Below are 21016 nucleotides of genomic sequence, written 5' to 3'. Positions count from 1 at the left end.
ATTTTTAATCACTAAGTGAACCTGCTACTGTCATTTCGCTAACTTTAATCGTTGGTGAATTAAACTGCCCACAGAAAGTTAGGTCATTTGCAACAACTAAATTGCTAAACATATTTTTCAAATTGTCGGCAACAGTAATCTCGTGTATTGGATACGTTATTTTACCATTTTCTATAAAAAATCCGCATGCACCTTGACTATAATCGCCATTGATTAAATTAACACCAAAACCAAATAAATCAGTTACATATATTCCTTCTTTTACTTCCTCAATTAATTCCTTAAACGATCTATTACCATTTTTGAAATAGAAATTACTAGCTGAAGGAATAATTGCAGCATTACTTGCACGAGTTGCATTTGCGGTCGTTTCCAAGTTTAATTTCCTAGCCGAATATAGATCTAAAATCCAGTTTTGCAGTACTCCATTTTTTACAAATTCATTTCTTCTGCTCATTATTCCTTCCCCGTCAAACGGTCTTGATGTTATACCCCTTGGTAACAATGGGTCATCAATAATGCTAATCTCAGTATTAAAAATTTGATTATTTAAACTATTTCTCAAAAAAGAGCTATTACTTACAATATTGCTACCATTTATGGCAGAAGCAAAGCTCTTTACTAGCTCTTTTGCTGCTCTTTTTTCAAAAACAACCGGAAATTTGCCTGTCCTGATTGTACATGAACCCAATTGATCTATTGCTCTTTTTGCTGCTTCTTTCCCTATTGACTCCGGTGTTTTTAAATCACTGAAGTTGCATGCTACATCGTAATCGTAGCCTATTTTCATTTCACTCTTTTCTCCAGCAACAACAGAAACCTGATTAACAAAAGTTGACTTACTAAATGAACCAACAAAACCAGAAACGGTTGATAATACTGTATTTACTGAAGTATGTGAAGATGAAGCTCCTTCGGAATTAATAATATTTTTATGTGCAAGAGCTGAATTTTCTGTAGCTTCAGTAATTTCTTTTAATTTATCAATTGTTACAACATTATTATCTGAGATATTTAAATCTGCAGAAGAGATATAATTACTGCCATCTACAGCAAAACTAATATAAGGATCTTCCTGGGCATTCTTTGCCATTTCCACCACTTGGCTCACTGCACTACTAAGATTATTCAAATCGTTTGTCGAAATATACGCAGCTTTGTTCTTACCTGCTATAGCTCTAATTCCGACAGTACAGTTTCTAGATTGTGATATTTGTTCAATTTTTGATAGACGCTGAGAAACCGAGGTCTTATTAGTTTCATATATTGTAACTTCTGCGTCTTGATTCTGCTTTTTTATTAGTTTAGTGATATCTGCTGCAATATTTAATATATTCATTTTTCATTCCTTGAGTTTCTATAAAGATTCTGCACCACCTATAACTTCAATCAAATCAGTTGTAATTGCTGCTTGACGAGAACGATTATAAAGTAATGCTAGTTTATTTAGCATTTCTTTTGTATTTCTGTTTGCTGATTCCATAGCAACCATCCTAGCACTATTTTCACTTGCTGCACTTTCAAGTAAAGCAGAATAAAGAGCAGCTGTAACATAATCTTGAGTCAAAGATTTTAAAATAAACTCAATATTTTGTGGTTCATACTCATAGCTGTAATCTGTTAGAGGACTAACTACAGAATTATCAATTAATAATGAGTCTTTACTCCATGGTTTTATTGTTTCTAATATTGGCTTTTGCATGAAGGTATTATAGAATTTACTGTAAAAAACCTTAACTTTATTGTATTTACTTAGATCTATATCACTAACCAAGGCTTCCACACGCTTTAGTGTGATTCCCTTACTATTTTCAACCTTCAAGATATTTTTAGAATTAAATCTATTTTTGCCTGTCTCAAAAGCTTTCTTACCAAAAAAAACAATGTCTACTTTCTTATCATTTGCAATTAATTTGTTTATATGCTCCTGACTGAATTTAACAACAGAGGAGTTAAAGCTGCCACATAAACCACGATCAGATGCAATAATAAATACTAGGAAAGAATCTTCATTATTGATATTTAGAATTCTTGCTAGTAACTCTTGATCCGCTGATAGCGCTAGTGAAGAAATAATGCTATGCAGCTTAGATATATGCAATTTTGAATTTGATAATTTCTTTTGGCTTTGTAATAATTTTGCTGCAGAAACCATTTGCATTATTTTCGTGGTTTTCTGCACAGACTTAATATTTTTAATTCTTAAGGATAATTCCTTTAAGCTCTTCATTTTGTATATAATTCTAATTTATTAAAATATATAACTGGTAATGTCTAAAAACAAGTTTTTTTGACATTGGAGTCAAACCTAACTAAGAAACTCACAGATTTACTGTTTTGAGATAAAGATTATATTAAAGCAATCTCGATGTAAAAGTATCACACCTTATGGAGTCTTATAATATAAGGTAAATACAATTAAGACTATTGCAACTTGAGCACTTATAATCCCATTGCTTTAGCTCTTTATTACAATCAGCACATTTCCAACCTGGATCAGGCACAGCTTCTGAGTCCATCCTGTTTAACCAATAAATTGCTTGATCATACTCTTGCAACATAATCTTGAGCTGTACCATAACAAGGTAGATTGATATGTAATTAGCTTTTTTCATAGCAATATCTAAATGCTGACTTGCAAGATCATATTTCCCTAAGCTAATTGAAGACAAAGCAAGCAAGCAATAACTAAAATAATAATCAGGGCGTAAGTTATATAGTCTTTCAGCGCCTTTATTATTTAACTTGATATACATTCTAGCTGATTGAGGAGTAGGATTTACTCTATACTCTTCCTCTAATACTGTGGAAGCTTTTCTGATTTTTTCAAGCTTGATATATAATTCTGCCTTTAAATAATTGATGGGCTGAAAAGTTGCATAATAACTTTGTGCTTTAGCTAAATAATCTATAGCTTTGTAAAAACTTCCTTTACTTTCGTATTGCTTTGCTAAAGCACAATAAAAAACCGCTAACATCTTTTTACGATCAAAGGGAAGAAAAATATTGAATTTGATAGCTTCCTTTAACTTTGAAATTGCATTTATCCAATCTTCTTGCAATATACAATGCTCTATTTGAAAGGGAATAGACAAAATTTTATCATTAATTGAACTAGAGCAATATTCTATAAATTTTTGAAAGACTAACCTTTCTTGCTTTAGGTGAATAATCAGTTTATTTATCAGAAGTAGAGCTAAGTTGCGATTTTTACTTGCAATACTCGTTAAATTATGGCTGAAAAAGCTGTAATTTCCCGTTTTACCTGAATTAAAGAGCTTTACTAAAGATAATTTATCACTTTCTTCATTTAGATTTTTAATTAGCTTATTGGTGTTCTCTATATTACCTAAGTCTAAGCTAAAGAAAGCTTCAAAGAGAAGCAATTCTTCCCTACTTCTTCTTCTATTTTTTATGTTAGCAAATGTTGATGAAATAGAAGAACAAAAACGTGCAACTGCAATCAATAAAAATAATAAGACTACGCAAGCAAGAATAACGAAATATAGATCAATACTTATAGTGTAATTGCCTAATTCCAATTTTATTACTTCACCACTTACCTTGATCCATATGCCAAATAAAAACGAAAAAGCAAAAATTATAAAATAAATCATGAGATGTATTGTAATAAGTGACGATATATTATTGAAGTATTCTTGAAAGCTACAATAAAATCATTCAATTTATTAAGCCATGGTTTGAATTCTGGGTATGTTAAGTCACTTATTGCGGTGGCTATGCTCTGCCAATCATTATCGCTTATTAATTCTTCAATTTCCGCAAGCTTTAACCTGAGTGGATCACTACGATCATCTATCTTTATCCAATTTGAAATGATTTTTTTAAACAAGTTACTTTTATTGTAGTTAATAACAGTCATGTTCTTCTCAAAAGACAATTTCAACCCGCGTAAAGTATCTACCTCTTTCAAATTTTCCAATTCATTTACTGCATTTTCTATCTCTGGATCGTCAAGCTCTGATATCAAAGGCTTTATTGAATTTATATGATTATCAAACTTGGCTTCTCGCAATAACGAATTCTTCATCTTAATCACAAGTAGCAGCAACTTTGCGAGGTTCTTATGCCTTAAACTACCATCACCTTGCTCACATTGAGTGTGCAGATTTCTCTTTAAGTCAAATATCCTTTTCTCTACCCTAGATTGATTCACTTCAAGCAATACTCTAAGTTCATCCATCTTTTCCGTTAAACCATTTATACTATTTTCACTTTCTTGCTGATTTATTTTGAAAAATATTATGTTATTTATTGCAATATGGCTAACAAATAACAATATAATTAAGAACCAACCTATGCATTTTTTTCGAGTATCATTCATAACGTAATATCTCCGCTGGGTCTTGTGCAGCTGCCTGCAATGCAGGAGGAATTGTTGCTAAAAATGACAAGAACAATGCAAGTGCAGAAATGTTCACTACATCTTGAGAAACTAATATCACTGGCAAACTTGAAAAAAAGTATATCATAGGATCAAATAGCTTGATGTTGGTAATGTTTTCTAAAAACACTCTAATATTTTCAATGTTGAGAGAAAAAATAACTCCTATAACAGAGCCAAGACAAGTTCCTGTAAAACCAATTAATAGCCCACAAGCACAAAATATGCGCATAATGCTTCCACTTGTTGCACCAAACGTACGCATAATTGCAATTGCGGATTTCTTTTCTTGCACTATCATCATCAAACTTGAAACAATATTGAATGCTGCCACAACTATAATCAAAGTAAGAATTAAAAACATCACATTTCTTTCAGTTTTTAAAGCATTAACATAATGGCTTTGCTGAGATTGCCAACTTTCAGCTTTCATTCCTGTTTCTTCTACTATAGCATTTGCTAGCTTATTAGCCGCAGCAATATCGTCTATGAACACTTCTATATTTCTCACACTATCTTTATAATTAAAAAAAGCCTGAGCTGATTTCATGGGCATATACATCAAGGTATTGTCGTACTCAAACATACCCATATCAAATATTGCTACAACTTTATATTCTTTCATTTTTGGTATTTCACCAGACAGTGCGTCAAATCCTTCAGTTGATATAAGCATAATGTTATCACCATAATCAATATTCAAAGCTTCTGCTAATCTTGCCCCTATTATGATACCTTCATCGAATTTTTCCACGTTACCCACAATCACATTATTTGTAACGGTAGTGTTATTAAATAAGTCTTTAGCTGATACACCACGAACTACGCTACCCACAATTCCACCATTTGATGCAACGATCACTTGATCATTGGTCATAGAAGTAGCTTTTAATACACCTGGGATTTTCTCAATAGATTTTAACACTGCGTGGTAATCTGAATTTATGCTTCTATCAAAGTAAACATTAATATGGCCATTAATGCCAAGTACAGAGTCGAGCAGCTTTGCTCTGAACCCATTCATTACAGACATTACTACTATTAGCGTTGCAACTCCAAGAGCAATACCAATAATAGAAAACAAGGCCATTATAGAGCAAAATCTAGAATTCTTTGCTCGCAAATAGCGAATAGCCATAGTAAATTCAAAGGCAATAGACATTATACTAAGATTTAAATATCATACTTTTTATGCTTCATATAACTGTAATTTTTCCTTTACCTCAAATTAGGTTGTCTAAATTTAGCAAGCTTATAGAATATATTCAATATTCTATATTAAGACCTTCCATATATATCGTCCGATCTTACTATATCATTATCAGATAAAAACTTTCCTACCTGAAACTCAACTATCTCAAGAGGAAATCTTGTACTTTTATTCTCAATTTTATGAAACACCTTCCTTGGAATCTCTACTACATGATTTTTTGTTATAGCATATGTTTTGTCATCTAAACTCACGCATCCAACCCCTGATAGTATTATATGGTACTCATCTCTATAGTGGTGAAATTGCTTAGAAGTGCAGCTCAGTGGATTTATAAAAAGGTATTTTATAAGAAAATCCTTACCCATTAAAATCACACTATAAAATCCCCATGGCTTAATCTCTTTCCTTGTTGGCTTTGCTTCTTTAACTTTATTAATGAACAACATTAGGCTCTTATTTTGCCGTTTATAAACTCTACCTAATAAAATCTTTTCATCATTTTCTGTCATCAAAACTGGCTCTCTTCCTTTTGTTACATGCTGAAATGAAACTAAATTCTCACTAAATCTCTTACTCAGTTCTAAAACTGAACTCCAAGTACCAATATCCATCCAATCAAAATTAGCTTCTACCATTGCAATATTTTCTGCTTTTTCTATCACTAGGTGATCAATAGATGTATCACCCATTCCTGCACAATTTTGCTGTTCTAAATACAGAAATCTCTCTCGTGGTACAAAATGCTTCATACTTTCACAACATAAATTATAGAGAGTCGGAGCAATTTTTTTTATCTCATCTATATAGCGTTTTGCTCTAAACACAAATATTCCAGAGTTCCAATAATGATTATTGTCCAGCTCATATTCAGGCTTTTCTATAAAGCTCTTTACTATGTGATATTTCCCTTTCTGACCATATACTGCATTTATATAGCCGTATTCCGAATTGAATTCATGAGGCTTTATCCCAAAAGTGACTATAGAGTCAGTTTCAGAGGCTAGCTTAGACGCTTTCTCAATAGAAACATAAAAACTATTCAAATCACCTATAAAATGGTCTGAAGGCAGAACTAAGATTGTCTCGTTCCTATCGCAGAGAAGCACAGCAATTAGTATTGCTGCCGCTGTCCCAATTTTAACTGGTTCAAAAACTACTTTATATTCCTGCAATGCATGTAATTCCTGCATCAATAATGACTCATATTGTATATTTGTGGTAATGATGGGTGGCATATAATCGCCTTTTAGCCTCAACAAAGTGTTGTGAAACATAGTATTCTGACTAAATATTTTCTGAAATTGCTTTGGCTTAGATAGAGGCCAAAGTCTGCTGCCACTACCACCACACAGTATTACAGGGCGCATTTAATTAAGATATTAATTATTTGATTAATATCTTATACTAACGGCAAAATGCATGCAAGTTTTTATTGTGAGATGATTAAAGTAAAAAGTAATTTAAAGTGATGGTTGACTACGAGCGTGATGGAGTCCCTACATTTCGTGATGAGTCTTGTCTTCTTTCTATCTCTCTATCAATATGAGGAGTGTTGCTTTTTTGATTAACGGCTGCAGCTACTTTTTCATCAGTTTTGTTTTGCAACTTTTCCTTTAAGCTTTCTCCAACACCTAGTTCTCTAGATTTATCTATACTTTCACTATTTTTGCTCAACCCCTTCTCTAAGTTTTTTTCAATATCTGATTTTCTAGCGTTAAGCTCTTTCCATGTACCCGCTATGCTAAGTGGCTTATGATCCTTCTGCTTCGGCTTTGGCCTTTCCCCATTTGTAACAACATTAAAGTCGCTTTTTACTTCTTTCCAACATTCTTTCAATTGGTGTTTCCACATAGTAAGATAAGCATCACCATACTTTTTCTCATTTGCTACAAACAATAAAATTGGAGCCTTAAGTATGGTAGCTCCCATATTCACTAAATTTTTTACTGCCATTGCAGGGGTGAACAAAAGATAGCCAAAAGACTTTGCAATTGGGTTTTGTTCGCTTATTAAATACTCCCCTAACTTTATAGGAAGAGAGGTCAACAATTTAGTACAAACTTTAGCCAAGCTTGTAGCAAAAACGATAGAAACAGATATAAGACTTTTATCTAGCTCTAGATTACCATCCTGATCTCTAATTTCTGAAAAATGGGTGCTTAGCTTCTTGTAATCACTAGCGTATAGTAATTTTCCATTTCTTCCTTTTTCATCTCTATCTTTCTCATCAACTTCTCCCGTGTCATCATTGATGAAGCAACCTTTTTTAGCAAGAAAAGAAGAATTAGTTAATCTAAGTAACTTAGTATCAACCTCAAAGACCGGCAAGTGTTTTTCAAGATCTATTTTTGAAAACTTAAATGGCTTATAAAATTTACTATAATCATTAACCTCACGCCTACCTTTACTAACTAAAAAGTCAATAGCAAAGTAAGATTTTTTATCAATTTCCTTAACCAAGGCTAGATCAAATTTGTATTCATTATATATAAGCTGGTACTCTGGATTTCCGTCTTTATCTTTTACAAGCTTGTCATTTTTTTTTACAACTCTCCCAGAATCTACAATCTGATCATAATTTTTTGGATATTGACACTTTCGTCCATCCTCATATATCATTACCTTTCTAAGGTCTTTGACATAAACTTGAGACTCAGATGAACTAAATAGATCCTTCACCTTTAGCGTAAGGTCTATTCCCCACTTTTTCAATGTCTCTAACATATTGCTAAACCAAAATCGCTATAGTTCAATAATAAAACTAGTACACTAATAATATATTAACATAGAACTGGCAACTTTACAAGAAAATATGCCTATAAAAGAAAAAAGTCGTAAAAGCAAGGACTATATAAGTAATGCTTGATAAGTATTTCATGCATGTAATTGTAAAAATCCTTAGAGGTACTCTGTCTATATAATCTTCACACACTACCTGCATTCCAAGAACTGCATGCCAAAAAATGCAAAACACCAGTATAACAAAAAACAAAAGCTCTAGTGGATGATTAATAGCCTGAAATAATTTTTCATTAAAAGATAAAGGGCTATCAACATAAAATGTGCAAGAAAATGAGTAAATAAACCAAGGAAATAAAAATAACAAAATCACCGCAGAAACACGCTGGATCCACCAATGATGTACTGAATTTACAGATTGACTCATATAAATATAAATAAAAAAGCCATAGTAGAAAGAAATAGCATTATTGTTAGTAATATAGCACTTTTTAAAACACTAGCAATTTCTAAATTAAGCCCAGCATCCCACAATAAATGACGAATACCATTAAGAAAATGATACATAAAGCTTACAAAGCATAAGATATAAGCTAATTTAGCAACAGGAGTGAACAATAATGCATTTAAGCACCTTACTATAATTAACTTAGGGGAGTAAACATATAATATAAAATACCAAGAAAGTATGATTAATAAAAGAAATAGCAAGATACCAGTCAATCTATGCATAATAGAAAAAAAACTAGTAACTTGTACTTTATATATTTGTAAATGTGGGGAAAGAGGCCTGTTACTCATAAAATTTCGTTATCGAGAAATTAAAAAATAAAGTAGAAGTAAAGACAGCAGTATAGTACATAATGACACTATTATTTGAAATGGTGAATTACGTACAAAGCCTAAGGAGGTAATCCAGCTGCAGATTCCCCTACTGCTACCTTGTTACGACTTCACCCCAGTCACTGATCCCACTTTAAATAACTCCTTCCTTGCGGTTAGGCCATTAGCTTCGAGTGAAACCAATTCCCATGGCGTGACGGGCAGTGTGTACAAGACCCGAGAACGTATTCACCGTGGCATGCTGATCCACGATTACTAGCGATTCCAACTTCATGTACTCGAGTTGCAGAGTACAATCCGAACTGAGATGTCTTTTAGGGATTAGCTTAGGCTTGCGCACCTTGCAGCCCATTGTAGACACCATTGTAGCACGTGTGTAGCCCACTCCATAAAGGCCATGATGACTTGACATCATCCCCACCTTCCTCCAGCTTATCACTGGCAGTTTCCTTAAAGTACTCAGCATTACCTGATAGCAACTAAGGATGAGGGTTGCGCTCGTTGCGGGACTTAACCCAACATCTCACGACACGAGCTGACGACAGCCATGCAACACTTGTGTAAAATCCGGCCGAACCGACCCTATCCCTTCGAATAGGTATGATTTCCATGTCAAGAAGTGGTAAGGTTTTTCGCGTTGCATCGAATTAAACCACATGCTCCACCGCTTGTGCGGGTCCCCGTCAATTCCTTTGAGTTTTAATCTTGCGACCGTAGTCCCCAGGCGGAATGTTTAACGCGTTAGCTGTAATACAGAAAGTAAACTTCCCATATTTAACATTCATCGTTTACAGCGTGGACTACCAGGGTATCTAATCCTGTTTGCTCCCCACGCCTTCGCGCTTCAGCGTCAGATTTGAACCAGATAGACGCCTTCGCCACTGGTGTTCCTCCTAATATTTACGAATTTTACCTCTACATCAGGAATTCCTCTATCCTCTTTCAATCTCTAGATTAATAGTTTTAAAAGCAATTCCAAGGTTAAGCCTCGGGATTTCACTTTTAACTTATTAACCAGCCTACGCGCCCTTTACGCCCAATAATTCCGAATAACGCTAGCCCTCTCCGTATTACCGCGGCTGCTGGCACGGAGTTAGCCAGGACTTCTTCTGTGAGTACCGTCATTATCTTCCTCACTAAAAGAGCTTTACAACCCAAAGGCCTTCTTCACTCATGCGGCATGGCTGGATCAGGCTTTCGCCCATTGTCCAATATTCCCCACTGCTGCCTCCCGTAGGAGTCTGGACCGTATCTCAGTTCCAGTGTGGCTGATCATCCTCTCAGATCAGCTATAGATCATTGCCTTGGTAGGCTATTACTCCACCAACTAGCTAATCTAATATAGGCTCATCTAATAGCAATAAATTTTTCCCCCGTAGGGCGTATACGGTATTAGTTGCCGTTTCCAACAATTATTCCGTACTACTAGGTAGATTCCTATACATTACTCACCCGTCTGCCACTAAGTTATACCATAGCAAGCTACAATATAACTCCGTTCGACTTGCATGTGTTAGGCCTGCCGCCAGCGTTCATTCTGAGCCAGGATCAAACTCTCAAATTTAGACTTCAACCTATAAAAGGTTGAGGGTACATCGGATAAATCCGACAAAAAATAATTTAGCTTAATACTGCTGTCTTTATTTCTACTTTAGAAATATTTTAATCTCCAACTATTCAAACAACTCTAAGAATATTATTATGTGATATAATCACTATGTCAATATGTTTTTGCAAATCAAAAGCATTAATGTATAAATATATAACTATTTGGAATATTACCATGAAAAAATACATCTTTCTGCTTGCACTCGCGCCAATGTTAGTTGGCATCACATTATACTTATTGCGCAACATTGATAACACAAAACAATCTATAACTGCAGGTGACAAGTTTTACGAAGTATTATTCTTAAAAAAAGATAATAAGTCACTGCTAGAAGAAATAGATTCAAATTGGGAGTATTTAGCAAATTTTGAACGCGCATTCAATCATATCTCAGATTCAATGCCAACAGACACAGCATCTATTATTTATAATGATTTGGCAGACGATAAAGATGCTCCTGATGTTTTGCGTGAGTTAGCACAATACTTAGAAGTAATGAGCTTACTTCACTCCAGCGATGAAAAAACAAATAGAGATAAAATTAGTAATTTAGAATCAAATGCAGTGTACCCTTATTCAAGCCAAGAAGCTATCGCTATAGTAAAGATACACAGTAACGACATTAAAGGTGCAATTGAAATATTGCATTCATTATTAAATGATAGAGAATGTCCGACTCTAATCAAGGCCAATGCACAAGAATTACTTCGGATATACGAAAACTAAAAAACTTGCTTGCATAACAATTTGGCAGCGCATCTGATGAAATAAAGAACTTTACTTGACAAACCTCCCTATTTTATTATGGCACTAAAAGTATTTATGACTCAAAATTTGTTTTTGACTGTAGGATCAATCACAAAATCCAGTAAAAACTTAGGTGTTTATTGGTAGATTACGTAAAATTATAGCGGTTTTTTAAATTTTTTCTATACTCAGCCAAGTCGCGCTTGTTAGAACATTATTACAGCACCACTTACAGTAATATAGAGTCAAAATTTCACTACTCAGAGGTTCCTTTTACCTTTTTATTTAGTAAGACTTCTCTATATTTATAGTTAATATATCAAAGAATAAACTTCACTCGCAGAATGTCATTCTAGCACTAAAATGACAAAAAGAGGATAAAATCGCAATAGCTATGTATCAAGCACCGTTGTATTTTCTCTATATTTTAGATTACTTTGTTTACCCCCCTCCCTTTACCATTCAGCTACGCAGATAGTTACTACAAACCGTAAAGATGTTTAAAAGAAATCTAATTTTTTATCAACTCATACATTTCATTACCAACTTCACAATAAGGTTCTGCAGTTGGATAAAAATAATCAAAAAAGAAATAATCCTTTAGTATTTCTGTGCTGCATCCAGAATTATAGTAAGTATCAAGCCTTCCTTTAAATATCAACAAGAGTATCTTTATACTTTTTCCAAATCACCCTCCCCCAAACTGGTCTACGATGTTTGATAGGTATGCATCTCGATCATTTAACCCTTTGCTCTTATATTTACCAAGCATACTTTTCATTTTAGAATTAAGATCGAATGCTTTTATTTCAAGATCTGCACCTTTCTTCATATAATCTAAATCATTAGCTAATTTTGTATTGAAACTCTGTGTAAGCTTTGCAGCCAGCTCTCTTGCTTTTCGTCTTTATTAAAGCTAGTATCAAACCAACCTCAGTCACATTTGCAACAATCACATGCTTTACACCATATTCATTTAGAACCAAATGCATTACATATTTCACTAACCGCTTTATTTTAATACTTTTTCTGCTTTAACATTGTTATAAGCAGTGGCACCCATAATATTATTTCCTCGATTATAATGAAAAATAAAATCTCCTTTACCTACGTCTGGATGATGTTTAATTACTGCGTTTAGCTGATTAACTAAACGAAATTTATTGAGGAAATAAGAAAAAATAGGGTTAAGAATTTCAGATGCTGTTGCATATAAAATCGCATAGTTATGACCTTACTGTTCATAGTATCGATCAAAAAATGAGCATCTCCATGATGACTTAAATTCTTCTAAACCTAAATACCTTGCTACATATTCAACAACAGTAAGGCCATTGCTAAAAATCCTCCTTAATAAAAAGGGGCATTAAGTTTCACGTTTCTTACAAAGGATAAGTTATTAAAATTTCAATAATTACACCATTATCAGATAAACTATCACCCAGAACACAAAAATTTTTACACTTTGAATTAGAGTTATTCTTTTCATTTGCCATAACATTCAATATCTAATCATACTGCTCTATGAAGCCTATAAAAAAAGAAAAATAGGGTAAAATTATAGAACTTTGGCTGAATTTTACCTATTTTTTGAGCAGCCCTTCTGCCTTAAAAGAAACCTCTAAGTTTTTTAGCACGGCTTGGATGTTTCAACTTACGTAGTGCTTTTGCCTCTATTTGCCTAATTCTTTCACGTGTAACATTAAAAATTTTTCCTACTTCTTCTAAGGTATGCTCCTTTCCATCTTTACCAAGGCCAAAGCGCATCCTTAGAATTCTTTCTTCTTTTGGTGTTAAAGTTGCAAGAACATTGGTCGTAATGCCACGCAAGTCGGCAAGTATTGCAGCATCCTCTGGTTTAGAAACTCGCTTATCTTCTATACAATCACCGAAGGTACTACTATCATCCTTTCCTGTTGGAGCTTCAAGACTTACTGGATCTCTTGCTATTTTCATAACTTTACGTATTCTTTCTATCGGCATTGCCAATTCTATACTTAATTCCTCTAATGTTGGCTCTCTACCCATTCCATGAGTCATCTTTCTTAATGCTTTATTGATTTTACTGATAATTTCCACCATATGAACTGGTATTCTAACTACTTTAGACTGTTCAGGTATTGCCCTAGTTATTGATTGTTTTACCCACCAAGTACCATAAGTCGAAAATTTATATCCACGTTTGTAATCAAACTTATCTACAGCCTTCATAAGACCAATATTGCCTTCTTGTATCAAGTCAAGTAGATCAAGTCCTCTTTTTGAATACTTTTTAGCAATTGAAACCACTAGCCTTAAATTAGCCTTTATCATCTCTTGCTTTGCTTCAGAGACTTCTCGTTCGTGTTTTTGTATTCTCTTGATTAGCTCCTTAAACTCTTGTACTTTATCTCCTTGTACATAACTCTTAATATTTCTTAAGGCACTAGCTATATATTCATAGTTATCGTTTATAAACCTTAAGAATTTATTTTTTAATTCACCTGTAAAAAGGGAATGATTTTCATTCTTCTTTAAAAGACTGATTTCGCTCAATTCGTGCTCTAAAAGCACAGCACAATAAATATTATAGAAACTTTCTCTATCAATATCGTACTTTCTAGCCTCAGTAATAAGATTAGCTTCTTCAAACGTGATTAGTCTATTTATTTCGTAAAGTTTTTGTGTAATTCTGGCAATAGCAGCATCACTAAACTGAATTTGTAATGCTACAGACCATATTTGATTATATAAATTTTCTAGCTCATTAGAGAAATCTTTAGAATTTTTTTTCAATACCAATGCTTCATTTGTTAAAGTAATGATCTCATCCAATGCTGTGATAACCTTTGGCAATAAATCACTTTCCATTTCAAGAACAGAAATGTTTAAATTCGCTGAACTTATATCTTCACTCTCATTTCCCTTTTCATCGTTGCCTTTTTCCTCATCATCAACATAATCTTTAACATCTTCAGCTTCACTTTCTTCTTTGGCTACCATATTGAAATCAGAGTTATAAATTGCATCTAGATTTATCATTTCTCTCAGCAAAAAAGTTCCCCCACTTAAATCATCACGCCATGTTTTGATCATGTTGAATGCCACTGATGTTTCAATTATTGCACGTAACATGTTATGCTTTTCAGATTCAATTTTTTTTGCTATCTTAATTTCATCTGCTCGTGACAAAAGCTTTACAGAGCTCATATCTTGTAAATAAATCCTTACTGGATCATCATTTTGCACTAAAGTTGTAGTAGTATTCAACGATGTCTCATCATCATCAAGCTTATTACCATCATCATTAGAAGGAGCTTCTTCCTCATCTTCACTACTTTCGAGTATGTTAATTCCAGAGTCTTGCAATAAAGCTATAGTATCATCTATAAAATCAGGTGGAAAACTTTCATCTGACAACTTATCATTTATATCATCAAAAGTGATAAAACCGCCCTTTCTTATACTTTTGGTTACAAGATCTTTGATGATCTTTTTCCTATCTTCCGTACCATTAATAGTTGACATCATTACCTTTACAGTTTATAATTTTATTTCTTATTTATCAAATAAACTTACAATTAGCAAGCTTATAGTTTTATTCTTAATTTATAGTTACTTGCTACTTCATATAGTTTAAGATACTGTCAATTTATTCACACTCTTCTTAATCAACTAATCTCTCCATTCTTACTACTATGGACAATCCAACTGAAAATGTTGCAATTCCAACCACTATAGCAGTAAGCATTAAGACGTGAGGTATAGGATTGGTATATAAGTGAAAATTTGAAGTCAATATAGGAGGTAAAGAACTTTTTACATACCCTAAAGATATGTAAAACAACAAAACAGATGCTTGTAAGACACTTAATCCCATCATTTTTTTGATTAAGTTTTTATCATTTACAATGATATAGAAACCTAGCACCATTAATATAGTAATGCCTACATAATTATATAGAGTCATTGTTTTTTCCTGCGAGCAAAATTTATATATATGATTAACATGGAAGAAGAGACGGTAAGCAATACACCCAGCTCCACTAAGAAAATACCCAATTTTTGACCTGTTCTACTATCAGCTGACAATATACTATAGGATAAAAAATTTTGGCCAAATAAAACTGTTATAATACCAGCTCCTCCATAGGTTAAAATACCTAGTACGTTAGTAAATTTGATAATAGAGTAAGGTATTGCTTTTAAAGTTGTAGGTATATCAAATAACATAGAATATAATATTATCCCAGAAGCAATAATTATTCCCGCCTGAAAACCTCCACCTGGAGTATAGTCACCATGAAACTGTATGTATAAACCAAACAAAATGATAAAAGGTATCATCAAAAATGTTACTGCACTTAATACCGGATCTTTAATCACTTTCTTTCTCTTCTAATATTAACATTATACAAAGTGCAGCAGTAAAAACTACTATAGTTTCTCCAAATGTGTCATAGCCACGAAAGCTTGCTAAAACAGCTGTCACTATATTAGGAATACCAATAGCTTTTTCAGTATTTTCTACATAATAAGGAGCAACGTGCAAGTGAACTGGAGCATTATGACTGCCAAAATCTGGTAATTGAATCATAAAGTATGATAAACATGCAGTCAAAAATAACATAAAAAAAAGTGTTGTGGGGCTATGAGATAAATTTGCTTTGTAATTCTTTACCAAAGAGAGTGCTGCAAACGTAAAGACTGTGCTCAATCCTGCACCAACAGAAGCTTCAGTAATTGCAACATCTGGCGCATTCATAATCAAGTACATAAGTGCAATAAGTGAACTAAATACACACATTAGAACAGCACTTACAACCAAATGTTTCGAAAGAACTATAAAAACTGTAACCGTGAGTAACAGCAAAAGTAATATTAGATTCAGTATTTCTAGCATCTTAACCTTCTTTAATAGTCTTTACTTTTATAATAAGTACGCGCTAAAATATAACTGTTAGTTGAATTGGCTATCCATATTATAAAAATCAATAATATAACTTTAATAGTATTGATTGAAAATTCATTTTGCCAAGCAAAACCAATCAACAACAACATTGCGCCACTAGAATCTGCAATACCTGCAGCATGTAGTCTAGTATAGAAATCAGGAAATACTACTACTCCTACGCTTGAAATGAATATTAAACAAACACCTAAAAATATGAGAATGGATGCTACCATAAATTATCAAAACAACATTAATCTCATTAGCGCTATAGTTGATATAAAGCTGATGCTAGCATATAGTAATGCTATATCAATTAAAAAAAAATCATTCAGAGTAATCGATATTGCTGTTATGAGTAAAACTACTTGTGTTGATAAACTATTGAATGCTAAAATCTTATTGTACACATCACTTGACCTAAATACTATACAACATAACATTACACTCATACAGAACAAAAGCGCATAGATAGCAATACTAATCATTTATAAGCTATTATAACCTCTGCAGATTTCTAAATCGGTACTTCTTCACCACTATCTTGATCATCTATTTCATCATCGTGGCTTTCTTGACTTACATCCAGACTTGTGTTAAGTTGATGATCAGAAAAATTTAACAAATTTGCTAGCTTACTTGGACTATTAATATAAGTATTATCTGTGTTTCCTTTCATGTGCTCCTTGCACCTTTTCACCAAAAGGTTAAACAACTCATGAGTATTCACCTTCTTTTCTGCTATTTCATATAAAGAAACTATCGTATCCTTATGATCTTTAAACTTAACCATTTCAACGGGATCGCTTGCCCCTGTACTCAAATCATGCGTTCTTTGACTTGCTAGCAGAACCAATTTAAAACGGTTGTGTACCTGTTCTACACACTTTTCTACAATAGACTCAATCATAAAATACTACCTTGATAAACTTTATACTATATCACAAAAAATAAGATGTCAACTTCGGATCTATTGAGATCCAATTCTACATTCTACTTTTTCTTCTTTAGCTTTTACTGATTGATTTTCTGTTATTGTAATTGTTATTTCATGATCAAGCTTTTTCAAAAAACCTAACAGTCTCTCTAAAGAAAAACCACTTGTCTTACCACTTTTAATTTGTGACACCTTTGGTTGATCAATACCAAGTTTCTCAGCCGCACAAGCTTGAGTCCAAGTATTTTTTCCTATAATTTTACTTATTATGCTCAGCAATTTTTTTTTTATTGCTTCACTATCCAGATTGTTTAATGATATTGTTTCCATAATTTTTACTCTCACATACCAACTAGCTTTATTAAAATTATATCATAATATTTAATATACCAATATATTAATATTATATAATTTGTCAATAACTATAATGATATACTGATACTCAAAATTTTAAATTGACTATAATTTTTATCAAAATACTAGTAATTTCAAACTATTATTTTGTAAAAAACTTACTATTAAAGAGAATAAGTTGAAATTGCAAAGTTTAAAATACAGAAATAATCATTTTACAAACTCGTTTTAGAGACTGTACATGATCTCAAGAAAGGAATAAAGCAGGAGATAGAGTATGTAAATTATGAAAACAGAGCAAGATGAGTAGGAGAAAAACTGAGTAGAGTTCTGTAGAAAGAAACAAAATCAAGAAGATTTAGGATATATTTTACATAGTGTTACAGGTCCTAAAAAGTGGCTTCAGTGAATCAACAATGTTTTCAAAATGGCAAGATTATTTTAATAAATGAAGTAAAAAACATAGCGGAAGTAAAGAAAGTGTTTTGAAACATATATAAAAAAGTAATTGCAAAGAAACAAATAAAAGGATGTAACTGTAGAAATCTTTGCCGTATTGTCAAAAGGTAAGTCTCTAATACTCTTATAGAAAAGTGTAGACAATTGTGATAAGCAAAATTCAATACTAGCTTACAAATCGTCTTCTTGCTTCCACCGCTTTGCTTCTAAAAAGATTATGAATAGACCCTTATATCCGAAATTTATACCTCTATATTTTAATATAGGGATTCATTTCAATTTTTAAAGTTTCTATTTAATAAGAATGCTATATCATATTCGTAATTTAATTTAAATATCTGTTGCTTCTGAAATACTATTTGGTTAGTAAATAAAATCATGTCTAATACAGAAAAAATGAAAAAGGATGTTGCTGTAATTATGGGAAGCGAGTCGGATTATGGCACTATGGTGCATGCTATTAACCTATTAAAAGAATTGGAAATTTCACATGATGTATTTATAATATCCGCACACAGAACACCAGAGAGACTCTTTAATTTTACTAAGTCTGCTCAAGAAAAAGGCTTTAAGGTTATTATAGCTGGTGCAGGAGGAGCGGCTCATTTACCTGGTATGACTGCATCGCTTACTTATTTACCTGTTATCGGTATTCCTGTGCATAGCAAGCAATTAAATGGGCTAGATAGTCTATTATCTATAGTGCAGATGCCAAAAGGTGTTCCAGTTGCAACAATGTCTATAGGAGAGAGTGGAGCATGCAATGCCGCTATTACTGCTGCATCTATATTGTCGATTTCTAATAGTGAAATTGCAGATAGATTAAAAAAATGGAGAGAGGGGCAAACTAAAGCAGTAAAAGAAAAACCAACATTATAATGGCAATAGTTCTTTTAGATACAAAAACCATAAATCGTATAGCAGCAGGAGAGGTAATAGAAAGGCCTGCAAGTGTGGTAAAGGAATTAGTGGAAAATGCAATAGATGCCAGAAGCTCAGAGATAGAAATTAAGATAGAAAGTGGTGGGCGTAACCTCATTACTGTAATCGATGATGGTAGCGGAGTAAAAAAGGATGATTTAGAACTTGCGTTTATGCGCCATGCTACTTCAAAATTGAGTGACAGTGAATTGATAGAGATCAAGCATCTTGGCTTTAGAGGAGAAGCTTTGCCTTCAATTGCAGCAGTAAGCAGAATAAAATTATCATCTAAGGCAAGCAAAGCAGATCAAGCATGGTCTATAAGGTATGAGGGGGGAGAAAAAATAGGAGAGCTTGTTCCTTATCCTTTATCGATAGGAACATATATTGAAGTACGAGATTTATTTTTTGCCACACCAAATAGACTAAAATTTCTCAAAACCGAAAGGGCAGAAACACAAAGCATTGTTGATATTGTAAACAACTTAGCAATGATCAATTATGGAATTGAGTTTACTCTTATCTCCGATAATAAGAAGCTTCTTAAGTATGCTAAGCAGAACTCATTATTTAGCAGGCTATGCGAAGTAGAAGAAGAATTTCATGAAAACTCTTTGCAAATTAGTGAAGAAGAAGATGGCATTAGACTTACAGGATACATCTGTAAACCTACTGTCAATCGTAGCAATTCAACTCAGATCTATACATTTGTTAATGGTAGACCAATTAAAGATAATCTACTTATTGGTGCAATTCGTTATGCGTATCACGACCTTATTCCAAGCAATAGATATCCTTTTGCAGCGCTGCACTTAGAGATACCGTATGATCAAGTTGATGTAAATGTGCATCCAAATAAATCAGAGGTAAGGTTTCAGAACAAGAGGCTAATATATGAAATAGTGAGAAGAGGGCTAATAAAAGTGCTATCAAAGAGAATAGATCTTGCAGAAACTGTATTGGCCCAGAATGGAACAACAACGAATCATCTATCATCAGATCCTTTTAGTAGGTCTAGTCTTAAAAATGAATTTTATGGAAGAAGGTCGGATCCTTTTGAAAACCAGTTAATGAGAGAATTTACTTCTCCAAATATAGAGACAAAAAGCTTATCAGAACATTCAAAATCGTTTGATTATACTGGTATGCAAAAATCTCCTCCACGAGCAGAAACTACAATTTTGGAAAGGAAACAAACCGATCTAATAAGGGACTATCCACTTGGGTTTGCACACTGTCAAATCTACAATACTTATATTATTGCCGAGGTAAGAGACAAACTAATTATAGTAGATCAGCATGCAGCCCATGAAAGACTAGTATACGAGTGCTTAAAGGAGAAATCAAGTATAAAAAGACAAAAACTTCTTTTGCCTGAAATGGTTGAAATCAAAAGTCAAGCCGGTATGGAAATGATAGAAGTTTATAAGGATAAGCTTTTCGAAATGGGCTTTGATATCGAAATTAAATCAGAAAATGCGATCATAGTAAAAGAAATACCTGCAATCTTAGGGTCAATAGATGTGAAGAAAATGCTAATTGATATAGTGGATAGATTAATAGAAATAGAAGATACTCTACCTATAGAGGATAAAATAAATAAAATACTAGCTACAATTGCTTGTCATGGATCAATTAGAGCAGGTAGAAAGATGAAATTAGAGGAGATGAATGAGTTGTTGAGGCAAATAGAAAAAACACCATATTCTGGACAATGCAATCACGGAAGACCAACCTATATAGAAATGAAATTAAGCGATATTGAAAAGTTATTTGAGCGAAGGTAAGAAATTGTCACAAATGTGTATAGATTATACAACCCTAGTTTCGTCATCTCAAAACTCAGATACACAATTGTT

At 33.0% G+C, this 21016-nt stretch carries 21 protein-coding genes and 1 rRNA gene; 3 read left to right on the top strand and 19 right to left on the bottom strand.

The window, feature by feature from the left end:
- Window positions 1-4: 4 nt before the first annotated feature.
- The 10 genes from ACE38P_RS06580 to ACE38P_RS06535 all read right to left on the bottom strand — a co-directional run bounded on the left by ACE38P_RS06580 (window position 5) and on the right by ACE38P_RS06535 (window position 10764).
- Entirely contained in the window at window positions 5-1339 is a 1335-nt protein-coding gene (locus ACE38P_RS06580; RefSeq protein ID WP_374699724.1) for a TldD/PmbA family protein, read from the bottom strand.
- Between the two features lie 18 nt (window positions 1340-1357).
- Window positions 1358-2230, bottom strand: a complete 873-nt coding sequence (atpG, locus tag ACE38P_RS06575; protein WP_063630933.1) for an ATP synthase F1 subunit gamma — start codon at window positions 2228-2230, stop codon at window positions 1358-1360.
- Window positions 2231-2396: 166 nt separating this feature from the next.
- Window positions 2397-3617, bottom strand: a complete 1221-nt coding sequence (locus tag ACE38P_RS06570) for a tetratricopeptide repeat protein (RefSeq protein WP_010404310.1) — start codon at window positions 3615-3617, stop codon at window positions 2397-2399.
- Window positions 3614-4345 (bottom strand): hypothetical protein, encoded by a 732-nt coding sequence (locus tag ACE38P_RS06565; RefSeq protein WP_226079284.1) that lies wholly within the window; start codon window positions 4343-4345, stop codon window positions 3614-3616. The genes ACE38P_RS06570 and ACE38P_RS06565 overlap by 4 nt, the downstream gene beginning before the upstream one ends.
- Window positions 4338-5567, bottom strand: coding sequence for a lipoprotein-releasing ABC transporter permease subunit (locus tag ACE38P_RS06560; protein WP_374699723.1), 1230 nt, complete (start codon window positions 5565-5567; stop codon window positions 4338-4340). Before ACE38P_RS06560 ends, ACE38P_RS06565 begins: the two co-directional genes overlap by 8 nt.
- 116 nt (window positions 5568-5683) lie before the next feature.
- Window positions 5684-6985, bottom strand: a complete 1302-nt coding sequence (locus tag ACE38P_RS06555) for a sugar phosphate nucleotidyltransferase (RefSeq protein ID WP_353281628.1) — start codon at window positions 6983-6985, stop codon at window positions 5684-5686.
- 109 nt (window positions 6986-7094) lie between these two features.
- Window positions 7095-8342, bottom strand: coding sequence for a hypothetical protein (locus tag ACE38P_RS06550; RefSeq protein WP_374699722.1), 1248 nt, complete (start codon window positions 8340-8342; stop codon window positions 7095-7097).
- A gap of 76 nt (window positions 8343-8418) precedes the next feature.
- On the bottom strand, window positions 8419-8784 hold the full coding sequence (sdhD, locus tag ACE38P_RS06545; RefSeq protein WP_064085698.1) for a succinate dehydrogenase, hydrophobic membrane anchor protein: 366 nt from the start codon (window positions 8782-8784) through the stop codon (window positions 8419-8421).
- Window positions 8781-9158, bottom strand: coding sequence for a succinate dehydrogenase, cytochrome b556 subunit (gene sdhC, locus ACE38P_RS06540; protein ID WP_010407125.1), 378 nt, complete (start codon window positions 9156-9158; stop codon window positions 8781-8783). Before sdhC ends, sdhD begins: the two co-directional genes overlap by 4 nt.
- A 102-nt stretch (window positions 9159-9260) precedes the next feature.
- A 16S ribosomal RNA gene (locus tag ACE38P_RS06535) occupies window positions 9261-10764 on the bottom strand.
- 153 nt (window positions 10765-10917) lie between these two features.
- Here ACE38P_RS06535 and ACE38P_RS06530 point away from each other — a divergent pair.
- Window positions 10918-11535 (top strand): hypothetical protein, encoded by a 618-nt coding sequence (locus ACE38P_RS06530; protein ID WP_211907729.1) that lies wholly within the window; start codon window positions 10918-10920, stop codon window positions 11533-11535.
- 709 nt (window positions 11536-12244) lie between these two features.
- On the opposite strand, the gene ACE38P_RS06525 is transcribed toward ACE38P_RS06530, so the two are convergent.
- From ACE38P_RS06525 to ACE38P_RS06485, 9 genes are all read right to left on the bottom strand, one after another.
- Window positions 12245-12388, bottom strand: a complete 144-nt coding sequence (locus tag ACE38P_RS06525; RefSeq protein ID WP_029237693.1) for a hypothetical protein — start codon at window positions 12386-12388, stop codon at window positions 12245-12247.
- A 776-nt stretch (window positions 12389-13164) separates the two neighbouring features.
- Window positions 13165-15063: an RNA polymerase sigma factor RpoD gene (rpoD, locus tag ACE38P_RS06520; RefSeq protein WP_264376177.1), complete on the bottom strand. Its 1899-nt coding sequence runs from the start codon at window positions 15061-15063 to the stop codon at window positions 13165-13167.
- A gap of 139 nt (window positions 15064-15202) precedes the next feature.
- Complete coding sequence (locus ACE38P_RS06515) at window positions 15203-15505, bottom strand: cation:proton antiporter subunit C (protein WP_010404276.1); 303 nt, start codon at window positions 15503-15505, stop codon at window positions 15203-15205.
- On the bottom strand, window positions 15502-15921 hold the full coding sequence (locus tag ACE38P_RS06510; RefSeq protein WP_064085417.1) for a Na(+)/H(+) antiporter subunit B: 420 nt from the start codon (window positions 15919-15921) through the stop codon (window positions 15502-15504). The genes ACE38P_RS06515 and ACE38P_RS06510 overlap by 4 nt, the downstream gene beginning before the upstream one ends.
- Window positions 15914-16438 carry a DUF4040 domain-containing protein gene (locus ACE38P_RS06505; protein ID WP_010404272.1) on the bottom strand — a complete coding sequence of 175 codons (525 nt, stop codon included), beginning with the start codon at window positions 16436-16438 and terminating at the stop codon, window positions 15914-15916. The genes ACE38P_RS06510 and ACE38P_RS06505 overlap by 8 nt, the downstream gene beginning before the upstream one ends.
- An 11-nt stretch (window positions 16439-16449) precedes the next feature.
- Window positions 16450-16722 (bottom strand): monovalent cation/H(+) antiporter subunit G, encoded by a 273-nt coding sequence (mnhG, locus tag ACE38P_RS06500; RefSeq protein ID WP_064085418.1) that lies wholly within the window; start codon window positions 16720-16722, stop codon window positions 16450-16452.
- 6 nt (window positions 16723-16728) lie between these two features.
- On the bottom strand, window positions 16729-16974 hold the full coding sequence (locus ACE38P_RS06495) for a monovalent cation/H+ antiporter complex subunit F (RefSeq protein ID WP_010404268.1): 246 nt from the start codon (window positions 16972-16974) through the stop codon (window positions 16729-16731).
- Between the two features lie 29 nt (window positions 16975-17003).
- On the bottom strand, window positions 17004-17396 hold the full coding sequence (gene rpoZ / locus ACE38P_RS06490) for a DNA-directed RNA polymerase subunit omega (RefSeq protein ID WP_264682592.1): 393 nt from the start codon (window positions 17394-17396) through the stop codon (window positions 17004-17006).
- Window positions 17397-17456: 60 nt separating this feature from the next.
- A complete protein-coding gene (locus ACE38P_RS06485; protein ID WP_064085421.1) occupies window positions 17457-17753 on the bottom strand; it encodes a helix-turn-helix domain-containing protein in 297 nt (98 codons plus the stop codon).
- A gap of 861 nt (window positions 17754-18614) precedes the next feature.
- Between ACE38P_RS06485 and purE the strand changes: the two genes are divergently transcribed.
- Both purE and mutL read left to right on the top strand, forming a co-directional pair.
- Window positions 18615-19115 carry a 5-(carboxyamino)imidazole ribonucleotide mutase gene (purE, locus tag ACE38P_RS06480; protein WP_007302433.1) on the top strand — a complete coding sequence of 167 codons (501 nt, stop codon included), beginning with the start codon at window positions 18615-18617 and terminating at the stop codon, window positions 19113-19115.
- Window positions 19115-20944 (top strand): DNA mismatch repair endonuclease MutL, encoded by a 1830-nt coding sequence (mutL, locus tag ACE38P_RS06475; RefSeq protein WP_052264667.1) that lies wholly within the window; start codon window positions 19115-19117, stop codon window positions 20942-20944. The genes purE and mutL overlap by 1 nt, the downstream gene beginning before the upstream one ends.
- Window positions 20945-21016: the final 72 nt, after the last annotated feature.

Source organism: Wolbachia endosymbiont (group A) of Limnophora tigrina, assembly GCF_964263225.1.
Lineage (GTDB): Bacteria > Pseudomonadota > Alphaproteobacteria > Rickettsiales > Anaplasmataceae > Wolbachia.
Note: the sequence above shows the minus strand (reverse complement) of the source record. Positions and strands in the feature narration are given on the sequence as shown.